The organism is Curtobacterium flaccumfaciens pv. betae, from assembly GCF_026241855.1.
In the GTDB taxonomy this organism is placed as follows: Bacteria; Actinomycetota; Actinomycetes; order Actinomycetales; family Microbacteriaceae; genus Curtobacterium; species Curtobacterium flaccumfaciens.
Genome location: NZ_JAPJDC010000001.1, coordinates 727,446 through 743,197, shown reverse-complemented (window position 1 = coordinate 743,197; position 15,752 = coordinate 727,446). Strand labels below are relative to the sequence as shown.

General features: G+C 69.5%; 15 protein-coding genes. 7 read left to right on the top strand and 8 right to left on the bottom strand.

Features of this window, described 5'->3' with window-relative positions; translation table 11 throughout:
• Positions 1-51: 51 nt before the first annotated feature.
• From ORG17_RS03605 to ORG17_RS03595, 3 genes are read right to left on the bottom strand one after another with little or no spacing between them, the layout of a single operon-like run.
• Positions 52-933, bottom strand: coding sequence for a carbohydrate ABC transporter permease (locus ORG17_RS03605; RefSeq protein ID WP_214526616.1), 882 nt, complete (start codon positions 931-933; stop codon positions 52-54).
• Complete coding sequence (locus ORG17_RS03600; protein WP_027464452.1) at positions 933-1,955, bottom strand: carbohydrate ABC transporter permease; 1,023 nt, start codon at positions 1,953-1,955, stop codon at positions 933-935. The genes ORG17_RS03605 and ORG17_RS03600 overlap by 1 nt, the downstream gene beginning before the upstream one ends.
• A gap of 2 nt (positions 1,956-1,957) precedes the next feature.
• Positions 1,958-3,253, bottom strand: a complete 1,296-nt coding sequence (locus tag ORG17_RS03595) for an ABC transporter substrate-binding protein (protein ID WP_027464451.1) — start codon at positions 3,251-3,253, stop codon at positions 1,958-1,960.
• Between the two features lie 146 nt (positions 3,254-3,399).
• Between ORG17_RS03595 and ORG17_RS03590 the strand changes: the two genes are divergently transcribed.
• Positions 3,400-4,443 (top strand): LacI family DNA-binding transcriptional regulator, encoded by a 1,044-nt coding sequence (locus ORG17_RS03590; RefSeq protein WP_214526615.1) that lies wholly within the window; start codon positions 3,400-3,402, stop codon positions 4,441-4,443.
• Between the two features lie 13 nt (positions 4,444-4,456).
• On the opposite strand, the gene ORG17_RS03585 is transcribed toward ORG17_RS03590, so the two are convergent.
• Complete coding sequence (locus ORG17_RS03585; RefSeq protein ID WP_214524653.1) at positions 4,457-5,440, bottom strand: AraC family transcriptional regulator; 984 nt, start codon at positions 5,438-5,440, stop codon at positions 4,457-4,459.
• 121 nt (positions 5,441-5,561) lie between these two features.
• Here ORG17_RS03585 and ORG17_RS03580 point away from each other — a divergent pair, with 121 nt between their 5' ends.
• Positions 5,562-6,008: a MarR family winged helix-turn-helix transcriptional regulator gene (locus tag ORG17_RS03580; protein WP_071405206.1), complete on the top strand. Its 447-nt coding sequence runs from the start codon at positions 5,562-5,564 to the stop codon at positions 6,006-6,008.
• 95 nt (positions 6,009-6,103) lie between these two features.
• On the opposite strand, the gene ORG17_RS03575 is transcribed toward ORG17_RS03580, so the two are convergent.
• From ORG17_RS03575 to ORG17_RS03560, 4 genes are all read right to left on the bottom strand, one after another.
• A complete protein-coding gene (locus ORG17_RS03575; RefSeq protein ID WP_027464448.1) occupies positions 6,104-6,952 on the bottom strand; it encodes a carbohydrate ABC transporter permease in 849 nt (282 codons plus the stop codon).
• The gene (locus ORG17_RS18260) at positions 6,952-7,920 is read right to left on the bottom strand and encodes a carbohydrate ABC transporter permease (RefSeq protein WP_181440382.1); all 969 of its coding nucleotides are present in this window, start codon (positions 7,918-7,920) and stop codon (positions 6,952-6,954) included. Before ORG17_RS18260 ends, ORG17_RS03575 begins: the two co-directional genes overlap by 1 nt.
• A complete protein-coding gene (locus ORG17_RS03565) occupies positions 7,917-9,236 on the bottom strand; it encodes an ABC transporter substrate-binding protein (protein WP_214526614.1) in 1,320 nt (439 codons plus the stop codon). Before ORG17_RS03565 ends, ORG17_RS18260 begins: the two co-directional genes overlap by 4 nt.
• Before the next feature lie 228 nt (positions 9,237-9,464).
• Positions 9,465-10,481, bottom strand: a complete 1,017-nt coding sequence (locus ORG17_RS03560; RefSeq protein ID WP_027464445.1) for a LacI family DNA-binding transcriptional regulator — start codon at positions 10,479-10,481, stop codon at positions 9,465-9,467.
• 201 nt (positions 10,482-10,682) lie between these two features.
• Here ORG17_RS03560 and ORG17_RS03555 point away from each other — a divergent pair, with 201 nt between their 5' ends.
• The 5 genes from ORG17_RS03555 to ORG17_RS03535 are packed head-to-tail and all read left to right on the top strand — an operon-like array spanning position 10,683 to position 15,747.
• Positions 10,683-11,918 (top strand): sugar ABC transporter substrate-binding protein, encoded by a 1,236-nt coding sequence (locus ORG17_RS03555; RefSeq protein WP_214526613.1) that lies wholly within the window; start codon positions 10,683-10,685, stop codon positions 11,916-11,918.
• 2 nt (positions 11,919-11,920) lie between these two features.
• Positions 11,921-12,886, top strand: a complete 966-nt coding sequence (locus tag ORG17_RS03550) for a carbohydrate ABC transporter permease (protein ID WP_027464443.1) — start codon at positions 11,921-11,923, stop codon at positions 12,884-12,886.
• Positions 12,879-13,766, top strand: coding sequence for a carbohydrate ABC transporter permease (locus ORG17_RS03545; RefSeq protein ID WP_027464442.1), 888 nt, complete (start codon positions 12,879-12,881; stop codon positions 13,764-13,766). Before ORG17_RS03550 ends, ORG17_RS03545 begins: the two co-directional genes overlap by 8 nt.
• Positions 13,767-13,798: 32 nt before the next feature.
• Positions 13,799-14,647, top strand: a complete 849-nt coding sequence (locus ORG17_RS03540; protein ID WP_214526612.1) for a ThuA domain-containing protein — start codon at positions 13,799-13,801, stop codon at positions 14,645-14,647.
• Complete coding sequence (locus ORG17_RS03535; RefSeq protein ID WP_214526611.1) at positions 14,644-15,747, top strand: Gfo/Idh/MocA family protein; 1,104 nt, start codon at positions 14,644-14,646, stop codon at positions 15,745-15,747. Before ORG17_RS03540 ends, ORG17_RS03535 begins: the two co-directional genes overlap by 4 nt.
• The last annotated feature ends 5 nt before the right edge of the window (positions 15,748-15,752 follow it).

Here is a 15,752-nt window from a genome sequence, read left to right as displayed (position 1 = left end):
CGGCCTGGAGGCGCGGGTCGCGTCCGGCGGTCTGCGTCGCGTCCGTCGCGGTCACCCCTTCACCGCCCCGGTCAGGCCACCGACGATGCGGCGCTGGAAGATCGTGAAGAACACGAGCGCCGGGATCATCGACATCGAGGTGAACGCGAGCACCTTGGCGGTGTCGACGGAGTACTGCGACGAGAACGACTGGACACCGAGCGGCAGGGTGTACGCGGCCTCGTTGTTCAGGATGAACAGCGGCAGGATGTAGCTGTTCCAGCTGGCGATGAACGCCAGGATGCCGACCGTGACGACGCCGGGCAGCGACAGCGGCACGACCATCCGGAAGAAGAACCCGAGACGGCTCGCTCCGTCGATCGACGCGGCCTCCTCGAGCTCGTCGGGGATCGCCCGCAGGAACGGCACCAGGATGATGACGGTGGTCGGCAGCGCGAACGCGATCTGCGGCAGGATCACGCCGGCCAGGCTGTTCGTCAGACCGAGGTCCTTGACGAGCAGGTACAGCGGGGTGATCGCGACGGTGATCGGGAACATCAGACCAGCGGCGAACAGGGCGTAGAGCGCCCCGCGGCCGGCGAACCGGTAGCGGGCGAGCACGAAGCTCACCATCAGCCCGAGCACGACGACCCCGAGGGTGGTCGTGACGGCGCTGATCGTGGAGTTGCCGAGCTGCTGCCAGAAGATGCCGCTGGACAGCACGGACCCGTAGTTGCCGAACTCGAACGGTGCCGGTAGTCCGGCGGGGCTCGTGGTGATCTGCGAGTTGGTCCGGAAGCCGCCCAGCACGATGTAGAGCACGGGTGCCAGGTTGGCGGCGACGAACAGGATCGCGACGACGTAGGTCAGCGGGTTCGCGCGTCCGATCGCGGCACTGGACCGTCGCTCCCGCACGGCCCGGCGCCCGGGGGCGACGATGCTCGTGGTGGACATCAGTTCTTCCTCTCGGTGAGTGCACCCGCGGTGTCGCGGCGGAGCACGAAGCGCTGGTAGATCAGGGCGACCACGAGCGAGATCACGAACATCACGACCGCGACGGCGCTGCCGAAGCCGAAGTTGCCCGAGGTCCGGCCGTTGGCGACCATGTACGTCGCCATCGTCGAGGTGCCCGCGGTCGACGCGATGTACTGCCCCCAGATGATGTAGACGAGGTCGAACAGCTGCAGCGAGCCGATGATCGACAGGAACGCCCAGATGCGGATGGTCGGACCGAGCAGCGGCAGGGTGATGCGCCGCTGGATCTGCCAGTAGCCGGCGCCGTCGATGGCGGCGGCCTCGAACAGTTCCTCGGGGATGCTCTGCAGGCCGGCGAGGAACAGGATCACCGCGAAGCCGATGTACTTCCACGAGATGATCACGAGCAGCGTCCAGATGGCGATGTCGGGGTTCGACAGCCAGTCCGCACGGAGTCCGCCCAGGCCGATGCTCTGGAACAGGTCGTTCACGGCGCCGTTCGACTGGAGCATCAGGCTCCACCCGGTGCCGACGATCACCTCGGAGATGACGTACGGCACGAAGACGAGCACGCGGACGAGTCCTCGGCCGTGCATCTTCTGGTTGAGCAGCAGTGCGAGCACGATCGCGATCGGTCCCTGCAGCACCAGGGAGAGCACGACGATGAAGCCGTTGTGCATCAGGACCGCGTGGAACGCCTTGTCCTGGAAGATGATCAGGTAGTTCTGCAGCCCGACGAAGTCGGTGGGCGGGCCGTAGCCCTGCCACTTGAAGAACCCGTAGTAGGCGGCGAGCGCCACGGGCAGGATCACGAACGTGACGAAGACGATGACCGCGGGTCCGGCGAGGACCGCGATCTCGACGCGCTTCCGCCAGTCCGCGATGCGGCGCTTGGTCCGCCGACCGGCGGGGAGCGGCGAACCGCTCCCCGCCGGGGACGTCCCCGCGGCCGTGTCCGACCCGGTGGTCGGAGTCGTACCGAGCGAGGTGTCGAGGGTCATGCTCAGCCCTTGGCCGCAGCCTGGTTGGTGGTCTCGACGATGTCCTTCGCGCTGCCCTTGTCGGCGAGCAGGTCGACGACGCTGGTGTTCAGCGCGTTGCCGACGTTCTGGCCGTACAGGGTGTCGAGGTACTGCGAGACGAACGGGGCCTCCTGGTAGGCGGCCAGGGCCGTCTTCAGGTAGTCCGAGTCGACGACCGACTGGGCTTCCTTGTTCACCGGGATGGCGTTGAAGGCCTTGTAGTAGCCCTCCTGGTTGTCCTTCTGCACGATGAAGTTCAGGAAGTCGGTGCACGCCTTCTTCGGGGCCTGCGCCGAGCAGGAGTTGCCGTCGACACCACCCATCATCGACTTCGGGTCACCCTTGCCACCGTCGATCGCGGGGAACGGGAACCAGCCGAGGTCGGGCAGCGGCTTGGCGTCCGGCGTCAGCGACGCGATCACGCCCGGGTCCCACGCGCCCATGAGCTCCATGGCCGCCTTGTGGTTGGCGAGGAGACCGGCGGAGCTGCCGGCGCCCTGCTGTGCGGCGGTGGTCAGGAAGCCGTTGTTGAAGGGCTTGGTGGCGTTGAAGTCCTCGAGCTGCTCGCCGGCCTTCGTCCAGCAGGCGTTGTCGAACTTCAGCGACTTCGCCGTGTCCTCGAGGGTCTTCTGGCTGCACTCGCGGAGCGCGAAGTTGTAGTACCAGTGGGCGGCCGGCCAGGCGTCCTTCGCGCCGACGGCGACCGGGTCGATGTCCTTGGCCTTGAGCTTCGTGATCGCGTCGTTCAGCTCGTCCATGGTCGTGGGCGTGCCCTCGATGCCGGCTTCCTTGAACAGGTCCTTCGAGTACCAGATGCCCTCGGGGAGCACCGCGCCCGGCATGGCGTAGGTCTTGCCGTCCTTCTCGTACCCGGCGAACGTGCCCGCGCTGATGGACTTCTTCGCGTCGGCGCTGATGGAGTCGGAGATGTCCATGAGCTGCCCGGCAGCGATCATCGCGTCCATCTTGCCGCCGCCGCGCTGCAGGAACACGTCGGGGGCGTCGCCGGAGTTGAGGGCGGTCTGGAGCTTGCCGTCCAGGTCCTCGTTCTGGATCGCCTGGGTCTTGATGGTGACGTTCGGGTACTTCTCCTCGAACGCCTTGACCGTCGAGGCCCAGTAGGCCTTGCCCGGTCCGGTGGTCGAGTTGTGCCAGAAGGTCATCGTGACCTTCCCGCCGTCCTCGGAGGCATCGCTGCCCGCCGAGCACCCACTGGCCACCAGTGCTGTGGCCCCGATCAGCGCGATGGCTGCCGCGGCACGGATCTTCCTCGTCATCGTGGAACTCCTGAAGTGTCGTCGTTGACATGCGCGACATCGACTGCCGCTGCGGAGAGCATGCCTGCTGCTCCAGGTCGATGTCAATCGATATCGATAACGTTTTCTTTACCGATCGCATTGTGCCGCAGCGGTACGGTGTGCACATGGACTCGGCACTCGGCGCGCGTCCCGGTGCCGGCCGGGTGACGATCGGCGACGTGGCGCGGGTGGCCGGGGTCTCGATCCCGACGGTGTCCAAGGTGATCAACCAGCGCGACGGGGTCGCACCCGCCACGATGCTCCGCGTGCAGCAGGTGGTCGACGACCTGGGGTACGAGACCTCGCTGGTCGCCCGGAGCCTGCGGAGTTCGCGGACCGGGGTCGTCGGCATCCTGGTACCCGAGTTCGAGCCGTTCTCGACGGAGCTGCTCCGCGGCATCTCGCGGGCGGCCACCGGCACCGGCTACGAGCTCCTCGCCTACGCCGGCCTGATGACCGGCGCCGACCGACCCGGGTGGGAGCGCCGGTCACTGTCCCGCCTGTCCGGCACCCTGATCGACGGCGCGATCGTCGTCACCCCGACCACGGCACTGTCGAGCTCGTCGATCCCCGTCGTGGCGATCGACCCGCACACCGGGCCGGAGGGGCACGCCACCGTCGACGCCGACAACGAGGCCGGCGCGGTGCAGGCGGTCGAACACCTGCTCGCACTCGGACACACCCGCATCGCGCACCTGCAGGGACGCGCCGACCTGGCCTCCGCCCAGCTGCGCGCCGCCGGGTACCGCTCGGCACTGACGGCCGCGGGCATCACGGTCGACGAGCGCCTGCTGCGTGACGGCGGCTACCAGGAGGACCAGTCCGCGGCCGTCGCCCGCGAGCTCCTGACCCTCGCCGACCGCCCCACCGCGGTGTTCGCCGCGAACGACTCGTCGGCGATCGGCGTGCTCCGCGCCGCGGCCGAGGTCGGGCTCCGCGTCCCCCAGGACCTGTCCGTCGTGGGCTTCGACGACGTGCCGCAGGCGTCCACCACGACCCCGCCGCTCACCACGGTGTCGCAGCCGCTCGCCGAGCTCGGGTCGCACGCCGTGCAGATGCTCCTGACGATGCTCCGTGGCGAACCGACCACGGACCACGTCCGGCTCCCCACGACCCTGCGGGTCCGGGCGAGCACGGGCCCCGCGCCGAGGCCGGCGTCCGGCCGCTGAGCACCCGCCGCCGTCAGCGCCGCAGGGTCTGCTTCGGGTACTCGCCGAACCGGGCCGCGTAGGCCGCCGAGAACCGGCCGAGGTGGGCGAACCCCCACCGTCGGGCGACGTCGCCGACGACCCCGGCCTGCGGGTCGAGCTCGAGCAGTTCGCCGCGCACCCGGTCGAGCCGGACCTCGCGCAGGTACGTCAGCGGCGACACGTCGAAGACCCGGCGGAACGACTCCTGCACCGACCGCACGCTCAGGCCGGCGACCTCGGACAGCTCCTGGACCGTGACCGGCTCGGCAGCGTGCGCGTGGATGTACTCCACTGCGGCGCGCAGCCGGGCGTTCCGGGGCAGGCCGAGCACCGCGGGCAGGTCGTCGGCCTGCGGCGGGAAGGTGTCGAGGAACGCGGTGGCCGCCGACCGCTTGGCCTCGTGCCACGCGTCCGAGTCCGGACCCTCGGCGCGCAGTGCCCGGGACAGCGCCACGAGCGCCCCCTGCCAGCGCTCCGCCGTGTCGGGTTCCGGCGCGCGGGTGGGGTCGAACCGCAGTGGCGTGGCGTCGACCTCCAGGTGTTCGAACGCGACGCGGTGCACGTACTCCCGCCCGAAGTGCACCAGCCGCTGGTCGTGGTCCTCGGCCGTGAACACGAAGTCGTCCTCGGGCGGCAGGAGCACGGGGACGTCCCGGCGCAACTCCATCCGGACGCGCCCGGAGTCCAGGTGCGCGGTCCCGCTGGTGATCCACGTCACCACGTAGTCGGCACCGACGGGCACCGAGCCGCGCACGGCACCGCGGAGCTGCGAGCGCCGGATGCTCACGTCGGAGTCCCCGACGGCCGTGTACCGGTACGAGAAGTCGTCGTCGAGGCGCCGGACGGACCACCGATCGGCGCCGTGGACGGCGGCGAGGTCGCGCTCGGCCGAGTCGGGGTCACCGCCGGAGACCTCGAAACGCACCGGTTCACCGGCGCGTGCAGCGGACTGCGGAGTCGGGACGGAATCAGCCACGGTGCCCCGAATCCGCCATCGCCACCTGCACCGTTCCACGCTTCGCGTTATGTGGATACGCTGGGGCGGTGACTGCGGCGTATCGTGACCCGGACGAGACCCGTGCAGAGGGGACGCTGTCGTGAGCGATGTCGACCTGGACGCGGCGCTGACCCGGCTCGAGGCCGCGGTCTCCGAACTGCGGGGTCGACTGCGCGACGAGCTCGGCGTCTCCGGCGGCGACCTCACGCTGCTGCAGTTCGTCTCGCGCGCCGAGGAAGCGGGTCGGACGGTGCGCGTGAAGGACCTGTCGAAGCACCTGGGACTCACCGGCCCGGCGGTCACCGGCATGGTGGACCGCCTCGAGCACAGCGGACACCTCAGCCGTGTCCCGAACCCCGACGACGGCCGCAGCCGGTACATCGAGCTGACCGATGCTGCCCGCCGCGACTACGCGCGCGCGATGGACGGCACGAACAAGCACCTGCACGACCTGATGGCCTCCTTCTCGGAACGGGAGCGGGCCAGGTTCGTGCGGATCATCGACCGCATCGTCGCAGCCGTCGATCTCGGCGCACCGAGCCCCTGACGGCAGGGTACGGGCGGTCAGGACGACGCCCGGACGAATGTCCAGCATGCGCAGCTAGGTAAGTTCCCTACCTATCTCCGCATGCTGGACACCCGTCACCCCTTGACCGCTCCGGAGGTCAGGCCGGACACGATCGAGCGGCGGAACACGAGCACCAGGATGACGATCGGCACCGTCGCAGCGACGCTCGCGGCGAAGATCTGCGCGAACGGCACCGTGAACTGCGTCCCGAAGAGCGCGATGCCGACGGGGATCGTCCGGAACGAGTTCTCACTGTTGAAGGTCAGTGCCATCAGGAACTCGCTCCACGACGCCGTGAAGGTGAAGACGCCGACCGTGAACAGGCCCGGCTTCGCCATCGGCAGGATCACCGACAGCACGGTCCGCCACGCCCCGGCGCCGTCGATCTCGGACGCCTCCTCGATCGTCGACGGGATCCCCTGCAGGTAGTTCCGCATGATCCAGATGGCGAACGGCAGGTTGAACGCCACGTACGGCACGATCAGGCCCGGGTACGAGTTGAGCAGCCCGAGGTTGCGCTCGAGCAGGTACAGCGGCGTCAGCACCGCGATCGCCGGGAACACCGACAGCATGAGCAGCGAGGTCATGATCGCCGTGCGCCCCCGGATGAACCGGCCGGCCAGGGCGTACCCGGCGAGGAACGCCAGCGCGAGCACGATCACCGTGGTCGACACCGACACGATGACGCTGTTCACCATGTACTGGCCCAGCGCGTTGTCGCGGAAGGCCACCACGAAGTTGTCGAAGGTGAACGACTGCGGCCAGACGGTGGGCGGCGACTGCCCGATCTCGGACGCCGGCTTGAGCGACGTCGTGACGAGCCAGTAGAGCGGCAGTGCGGTGAGCACCGCGATGACGACACCGCTGACGTTGACGGTGTTGACCCACTTCCGCCAGCCCTTGCGCACACGTTGACGGGGCATCAGTCGTCCCCTCCCTTCGCCTGGTTCCGGAACGCCCGGAGGAACAGCAGACACCCCGCCGCGACGATGACCGCGGTGGAGGTCGCGATCGCCGCGCCCGGTCCGATGTTGATGTCCTGGAAGAGCACCTTGTAGCCCATGATCGCGAGCGACTGGGTGGCGGTGCCCGGGCCGCCGTTCGTCAGCACGAACGGCAGGTCGAAGACGCCGAACGCCTGCAGGATGCGGAACAGCACCGCGATCGTCAGGGTCGGGGTGAGCTGTGGCAGCACCACGCGCCAGAACGTCTGCCAGGTGCTCGCGCCGTCGAGCTCGGCGGCCTCGTAGTGGTCCTCGGAGATCTGCACGAGCCCCGCGAGCAGGATGATCGCGACGAACGGCGTCGTCTTCCAGATGTCGGCGACCATCAGCCCGGTGATCGCGGGCACCGGTTCACCGAGGATCACCGGGGCGTCCCCGAACAACCCGAAGAACCACGTCGCGACGCCGTAGGTGCTGTCGTAGATGTACTTCCACAGCTGCGCGTTCACGATGGTCACGAGCGACCACGGGATGAGCATGAGCGCGAGCATCCAGCCGCGGGTGGCCCCGAGGCGCTCGAGCACCAGCGCGACGAGCATGCCGAGTACGAGCTCGACCGAGACCGTCACCACCGTGTAGAGCACCGTGAAGCCGAGCGCCCGGTACCAGTCGGCGCTCTGCAGCAGGGCCGCGTAGTTGTCGAACCCGAACGACTGGATCGTGAAGCCCTCGTACCCGACCTCGACGTCCGCGAAGCTCAGGACGACCGAGTACACGACCGGGAAGATCGTCACCGCCGCGACCACCAGGAGCGCCGGGGCCGCGAAGCCCCACGCGCCCCGCGAGCGGATGCGGTCGAGACGCGACCGCCCCGACGGCCGGGGCGGCGGATCGACGCGACCCGCGCCTCCAGGCCGTGCCGGTCGTGTCGCCGTGCCGGCGCTCACAGCGCCGCTCCCTGCAGGGCGAGCGAGATGGCGGAGGCCATCGCGCTGGTGCCGCCGTCGACGGAGGCCTGTCCGCCGAGGATGCTGTTGCCGTTCTGGTAGACGCCCTGCGACACCTTCGGGTAGTAGGCGGTCGAGGTCGGACGGGGCACGAGCGTGATGCCCGCCGCCGTGTCGTAGGTCGGGCGCTCCTGGCGCTTCGCGTCCGCGCTGACGAGGCTCGCGGAGCGGGCCGGCAGGACCCCGCCCTCGCGGGTCAGGAACTGCTGCGCGGTCTCGCTCGACATCCAGCGCGCGAAGGTCAGTGCCGCCGCGGGTTCCTGGGTGTGCGGGTTGATGTAGTTCCCCCACCCGCCGATCGTCGAGTGGTGCTCGTCCATGCCGTCGAACGTCGGCCGGGCGGCGAGACCCACCTTGCCGGCGACCCGGCTGTCCGGGCCGTTCGCGATCCCCCACGCGTACGACCAGTTGCGCAGGAACGCCGCGCGGCCGCCGGAGAAGGCGTCGTTGGTGTCCTGCTCCTGGTACGTCAGGGTGGCCCGTGGCGACGCTCCCGACGTCACCAGCGACCGCATGAACTCGAACGCGCGCTTGGTCTCGGAGCTCGTCGTCTCGGGCTTCGTGAGGTCGTCGTTCAGCAGCGATCCGCCGGCGTCGGCGACGAACTCGGTGACGTTGCAGGTCAGTCCCTCGTACACGTCGCCCTGGAACGCGAACCCGTACGACACGTCGCCGGTGTCGACGAGCTTCGCGGCGGTCTCGCGCACTTCCTCCCACGACCCCGGCACCTGCAGGGAGTGCTTCGCGAGCAGGTCCTTCCGGTACAGGAAGAACGACTCGTCGATGTACAGCGGGAACATGTAGTACGTGCCGTCGACGCTCGCCGCCAGCCGCAGGCCCTCGGGGAACTGGTCGAAGAAGTCCTCGCCGACGAGCTGGTTCACGGGGGTCGCGAGCTTGTTCTTCGCGAACTGCCCGGGCCAGGCGACGTCACCGAGGTAGACGTCCGGCGTGCTGCTGCCGGCCGCGATCTGGGTCGTCAGGCTGGTGCGGTTCGTGTCGGTGTCGCTCGGGGCACTGACGATCCGGACCCGGATGTTCGGGTGCTCCCTCTGGAACTCCGTGATGAGCCTCCGCCGCAGGTCACCGCCGTCCTTCGAGGCGACCTGCCCGGCCCACCAGCTGATCGTCGCCTCGCCCTCGGGCGGTTCGGTGGGCCAGTCCTCGACCCGTGTGCGCTCGGGTCGGGTGGAGCAACCGGCGAGCAGCAGCACCCCCGCTCCCCCGAGCATGAACGTCCTCCGGTCGATTGCCATCCGTCCTCCTCGACGTGTGGTGCTGCGAACCTGTACGTCCACACAACCAGGCGGAGCCTGGTCTGTCCGCCAGGGGGCGGTGGCGGCGCGGCCGCGCCGAGCACCTCTCGGGGTGGACGACACCTCACGCGCCCGGGGAGCCGTGGACTGTCGCGCAGCCCGAAAGGTGGCCGGCGGCGGCCTGGAGGCGCGTGGCGGGGCCGACCCGCGCCTCCAGGCCGACAGGGGTCAGGCGGGGGCGGGGGCCGTCGAATCGGCCAGGTGCAGGGCGCACGGGATGAGCGTGTGGGTGCGCTCGGTGCTGCCGCCCTCGAGGCGGTCGACCAGCGACTCGACCGCCAGGCGGCCGAGCTCCGGACCGGGGGCATTGAGCGTCGTGAGCACCGGCTCGGTCGCGGCGCCGGCGCCGTCGGAGGACACGATCGCGATGACCGAGACGTCCTCGGGCACCCGCCGACCGCCGGCCCGCAACCCGCTGACGAGCCCGAAGTTCGAGTCGTCCTTCATGATGATCGCGGCCGTGACGTCGGGGTCGTGCGCCAGCAGGTCCGCCGCCGCACGACGCCCACCCTCGGCTGAGGCGCCGGCGGCGACCACGGTGCCGGTCAGGCCGCGGCGCTCGATGCCGGCGTGGAACGCCGCCTCGGAGCGGACCTTCGGCCCGTAGTCGGCCATGGTGGTGCCGTCGAGGTCCTCGACCACGAGCCCGATCCGGCGGTGCCCGAGCCCGGTGAGGTGGTCGAGGGCGTCCTCGACGGTGCGCTCGAAGTCGATGTCGACGTAGGAGATGCCCGAGGGGTCGGCGGTGCGGCCGATCGCGACGAACGGGACCTCGAGTTCGGTCAGACGGGCGATCCGGGGGTCGTGCATCGTGACCTCCATCACCACGACCCCGTCGGCGAGACCGCCCGAGATGAGGTCCTGCACGTCGTCCGCCGTGGTCACCGCCGGCCAGAGCACCAGGTGGTACCCGAGCTCCGAGGCGCGGCTCGCGGCACTCGTGAAGAACTGCAGCGCGGTCTGGCCGAGCCGGTGCTCGAGCACCGGGAACACGAGCGCGAGGATCCGGGTGCGGCGCGACGCCAGCGCCCGGGCGACCACGTTGTTCCGGTAGCCGAGCTCGCGCATCGCCGCCGTGACCCGGGCACGGGTGTCGGCGGACACGCGCTTGTTGCCGTTCACGACGAAGGACACCGTCGCGATCGAGACGCCCGCCCGGTCGGCGACCTGCTGCATCGTCGCCATGCCGCTCCCTCACCCTGTTGCGCTCACTGTAGCGGGGGCCGTGCCCGAAAAAGTTCGTCTAAGCGCTTTACCATCTAACCGCTTCGATGCTAGCTTCGACCCCACTCGGGACGCGACGGAGCGGTTCTGGTCCGGTCGTCCCCGATCCACGAGCGACACGTTCGACTCGTGTCCGGCAACCATCCAGAGAAGAGCGAAGCAATGAAGCCTCGACACCGCAGGATCGCCCCGGTCCTCAGCGCGGTCGCCATGCTGGCGACCGTCCCCCTCGTCCTCGCCGGCTGTTCCGGCGGCTCGTCCGCGAGCTCCGGCGGCAAGGTGGACTCCATCACCGTGCTCGACTACTACAACCAGGGCAACGACAAGAAGGTCATCGGCGAGTACCTCGACAAGTGCGGGGCCGAGAACGACGTCACCATCAAGCGCAGCCTGGTGCCCGGCTCGTCGCTCATCCAGAAGGTCCTGCAGCAGGCGTCGTCGAAGACCCTGCCGGACGTCCTGATGCTCGACAACCCGGATCTGCAGCAGATCGCCGAGACCGGTGCGCTGTCACCGCTGTCCGACTACGACATCTCGACCGACGGCTACGCCAAGGGCGTGCTGCAGGCCGGGACCTACGAGGACAAGGTCTACGGCCTCGCCCCCACCGTGAACACCATCGCGCTCTTCTACAACAAGAAGGTGCTGTCCGAGGCCGGTGTCACCCCGCCGAAGACGTGGGACGAGCTGCAGTCCACCGCGGCGAAGCTCACCAAGGGCGACCAGTACGGGTTCGCCGTCGACGCCAACGCCACGTACGAGGGCACCTGGCAGTTCCTGCCGTTCATGTGGTCGAACGGCGGCGACGAGAAGGACATCGCGAGCCCGGAGACCGAGGAAGCACTGTCGCTCTGGAAGGGCCTGGTCGACGACGGCTCGATGTCGAAGAGCGTCGTGAACTGGACCCAGGCCGACGTGAACGACCAGTTCATGGCCGGCAAGGCCGCGATGATGATCAACGGCCCGTGGCAGATCCCCGGCCTGAAGGAGTCGAAGGTCGACTACGGGATCGCCCAGATCCCCGTGCAGGCCGCCAGCGACAAGGCCGTGGCCCCGCTCGGTGGCGAGGTCTGGACCGTCCCGAACACCGGTGACAAGGCGAAGCAGGCCGTCGCGGCGAAGATCGTCGACTGCATGAACAGCGACGCGAACCAGCTCGCGATGGCGAAGCTGCGGTACACGATCCCCTCGAAGACCGACGTCGCGCAGCAGTTCGGCAAGGACGTCCCCGAGGAGCAGGTGTTCGTCGACCTCGTCGCCGACGCCCGCGCCCGCACCGGCGAGCTCGGTGCCGACTGGCCCAAGGCCGCGACGAAGATCTACACGGCCGTGCAGTCGGCGCTGACCGGGCAGGACTCCCCGGCCGACGCCCTGCAGAACGCGCAGTCGAGCAACTGAGCATGACGAGCACCGCGACCCCCGTCGCCCCACGGCGGGCCGCCGGGAACGGAGCGCCCGCTCCGTCCCGGCGGCCCCGCCCGGGCCGCTCGCTGCGCTTCGAACGGATCGCGCAGCTGCTGTTCCTGCTGCCGGCCGTCCTGTTCCTGCTGCTGTTCTTCGGCTACCCGGTGGTCAAGAACATCGTCATGAGCTTCCAGGCGTACACGACGTCGACGTTCTACACGGGCGAGGCACCCTGGGTCGGCCTGGCGAACTACGCCTCGGTCGTGTCGTCCCAGCTGTTCGGCACGGCGATGCTCAACACCGCGCTGTTCACGATCGGGTCGATCGTCGGCCAGTTCGTCCTCGGCCTGCTGCTCGCCCTGTTCTTCCGACGGAACTTCCCGCTCTCCGGTCTCCTGCGCTCGCTGCTCCTGCTGCCCTGGCTGCTGCCGCTCATCGTCTCGAGTGCGGTCTGGAAGTGGATGCTCGACCAGGACTCTGGCGTCGTCAACCAGTTCCTCGGCACCTTCGGCATCCCGTCGGTGCCGTGGCTGACGAGTCCCGCCGTGGCGCTCATCACCGTCATCGCGGTGAACATCTGGATCGGGATCCCCTTCAACACCACGATCCTGTACGGCGGTCTGCAGGACATCCCCACCGAGCTGTACGAGGCAGCGGCACTCGACGGCGCGACCGGGTGGAAGGCCTTCTGGGCGATCACCTGGCCGATGCTCCGCCCCGTCGTGAGCGTCACGCTCGTGCTCGGCGTCGTCTACACGATCAAGGTGCTCGACATCATCCTCGGGTTGACGAACGGCGGGCCGGCGAACGCCACCCAGACCATCGCGACCCAGTCCTACGACCTGTCGTTCAAGCAGTTCGACTTCGGGCAGGGCGCCGCGCTGAGCAACATCCTCATCGTGATCTCCGCCCTGTTCGCGATCGTCTACCTCCGCCTCAACAGGAAGGCCGTCGATGACTGACGCAGCGTCCACCAACGACGTCCTCCGGACCCGCGCGGTGGTCACCCGCGGCACCCGACGACCCGTCCGCCCCACGAGCGCGAAGCAGTGGGTGCTGTCCGGCGTCGGGATCCTGATCCTCGCCGTGATGCTGTTCCCCGTCTACTGGATGATCAACATCTCGCTGCAGCCGGCCGGTTCCGCGATCGAGGCCGCCTGGTTCCCGATCAACGCGCAGCTCGGCGGTTACGCGCAGGCCATCGCCGACCAGGGCGGCGCCCTGGTCACGAGCCTGGTGATCGCCCTGGGCAGCGTCGTCGTCAGCCTGCTCATCGCGACGCCGGCGTCGTACGCGCTCGCCCAGTTCAAGGTCAAGGGCATCAACGCGGTGCTGTTCGGCATCCTCATCTCGCAGATGATCCCGGGCATCGTCGTCGCGAACGCCCTGTACGCGGCGTACAACGACCTCGGGCTGCTCAACACCGTGCCGGGGCTGATCCTGGCCGACAGCACCGCGGGCGTGCCCTTCGCGATCCTGATCATGCGGGCGTTCATGCAGAACATCCCGCCGTCGATCATCGAGGCAGCCAAGGTCGACGGTGCCGGCAACTTCCGGGCCTTCCGCTCGGTCGTCGTGCCGATCAGCGCCAACGCCCTGATCACCGCCGGGCTGTTCACGTTCCTGTTCACCTGGAGCGACTTCCTGTTCGCCCTGACCCTCACCACCACCGAGGACGTCCGGCCGATCACGCTCGGCATCTACAACTACATCGGCACCTTCACCGCCGACTGGTCGACCGTCATGGCCGCCGCGGTGATGGCCTCGATCCCCGCCATCGTGCTGCTGCTCGTGGCGCAGAAGTTCATCGCCGCCGGGGCCACCGGCGGCGCAGTCAAGTGACCGGGTCTCACCACCCCCGAAAGGCACACACCATGACCAGCACCCCGCTCCGCATCACCGTCTGGGGCGAGAACGTCCACGAACAGGTCGAGCAGCACGTCGCCGAGCGGTACCCCGACGGCATGCACGGCGCGATCGCGGACGGCATCCGCGAGCACCTGCCCGAGGCCGTCGTCCGGACCGCCACCATGCAGGAGCCCGAGCACGGCCTCACCGACGAGGTCCTCGCGAACACCGACGTCCTCACCTGGTGGGGGCACGCCGCACACCAGGACGTCGACGACGCCGTGGTCGACCGGGTGCACCGGCACGTGCTCTCCGGCATGGGGCTGCTCGTCCTGCACTCCGGCCACTGGTCGAAGATCTTCGGCAAGCTGATGGGCACCACCTGCACCCTCCGCTGGCGCAGCGAGCACGACCAGGAGCTCGTCTGGACCGTCAACCCGCAGCACCCGATCACCCGCGGGGTGCCGAACCCGATCGTCATCCCCGAGCAGGAGATGTACGGCGAGTACTTCGACGTCCCGACGCCCGACGAGCTCGTGTTCATCTCGGGCTTCACCGGCGGCGAGGTGTTCCGGAGCGGCATGACGTACCGCCGCGGCCTCGGGAAGATCTTCTACTTCTCCCCCGGTGACCAGGACTTCCCCGTCTACCACCACCCGGACGTCCGCCGCGTGATCGCGAACGGCGCCGAGTGGGCCCGGCCCGAGCGGGAGCGGGAGATCCCGACGCTCCGCCGCTACGACCTGGGCGAGTACTTCGACGGGCAGCACTACCGCGGTCCGTTCGACGACGCCGAGCCCGAGCCCGCTGAGCCGGCGGCCAGCGAGCCGACGGCCAGCGAGCCGGCGGCCGAGCGCGACGGGGCGCAGGCGTGAGCCCCCTCCGCGTCCTGCAGGTCGGCGCCGGCGGGATGGGGCGGGCCTGGCTCGCCACCGTCGCCGCCGACCCCGAGGTCGAGCTGGTCGGCATCGTCGACCTCGACCTCGAAGCCGCCCGCGCCGGGGCCGAGCACGCTGGCGACCCGTCGATCCCGGTCGGCACGGACCTGACCGTGCTGGCCGCCGAGACCGGTGCCGAGGCCGTCCTCGACATCACCGTCCCGGTCGCGCACCACCCGGTCACGCTGCAGGCGCTCCGGGCCGGGCTCCCCGTGCTCGGCGAGAAACCGGCCGCACAGACCGTCGCCGAGGCACTGTCGCTCGCCGCCGCCGCCGAGGCCACGGGCAAGCTGTTCATGGTGTCGCAGTCCCGCCGCTACAACGACCAGCTCGTCGCGTTCCGGCAGCACGTCCGCGACCTCGGTGCCGTGGGCGGGCTGAGCACCCGGTTCGCGAAGGCGCCGCACTTCGGTGGTTTCCGCGAGGAGATGGACGACGTCCTGCTGCTCGACATGGCCATCCACGCCTTCGACTCCGCCCGGTACGTGCTCGAACGCGACCCGGTGTCGGTGTACTGCGAGTCCTGGAACCCGTCGTGGTCCTGGTACCGGGGCGACGCGGCCGCCGCAGCCGTCTTCACGTTCGAGGACGACGTCCGCTACGTCTACGACGGCTCGTGGTGCGCGCCGGGTGCCGAGACCTCGTGGAACGGCGACTGGCGTGCCTCCGGAGCGGCCGGCACGGCACTCTGGGACGGCGACCACGACCCCTCGAGCGACCTCGACGGCACCCCCGGTTCCCCTGCCGCTGCGCCGTCGGTCGGGCACGAGATCGCCGGGTCGCTGGCGTCCTTCGTCCGGGCGGTCCGCTCCGGCGAGGTGCCGGACGGCGAGGTGCACGGCAACGTGATGAGCCTCACGATGGTCGACGCGGCCATCACCTCGGCCCGCAGCGGGCGCCGGGTCGTCATCGACGAGGTGCTCGAACAGGCGCACCGGGACGCCCTGGCCGCCGAGCAGGACGACGCGATCCGCGACCGTCTGGCCGGGTGGGAGTCGGTCCGCGGCGCCCTGCGCGAGCGGCTGCCCGCGTCCTGAGACGC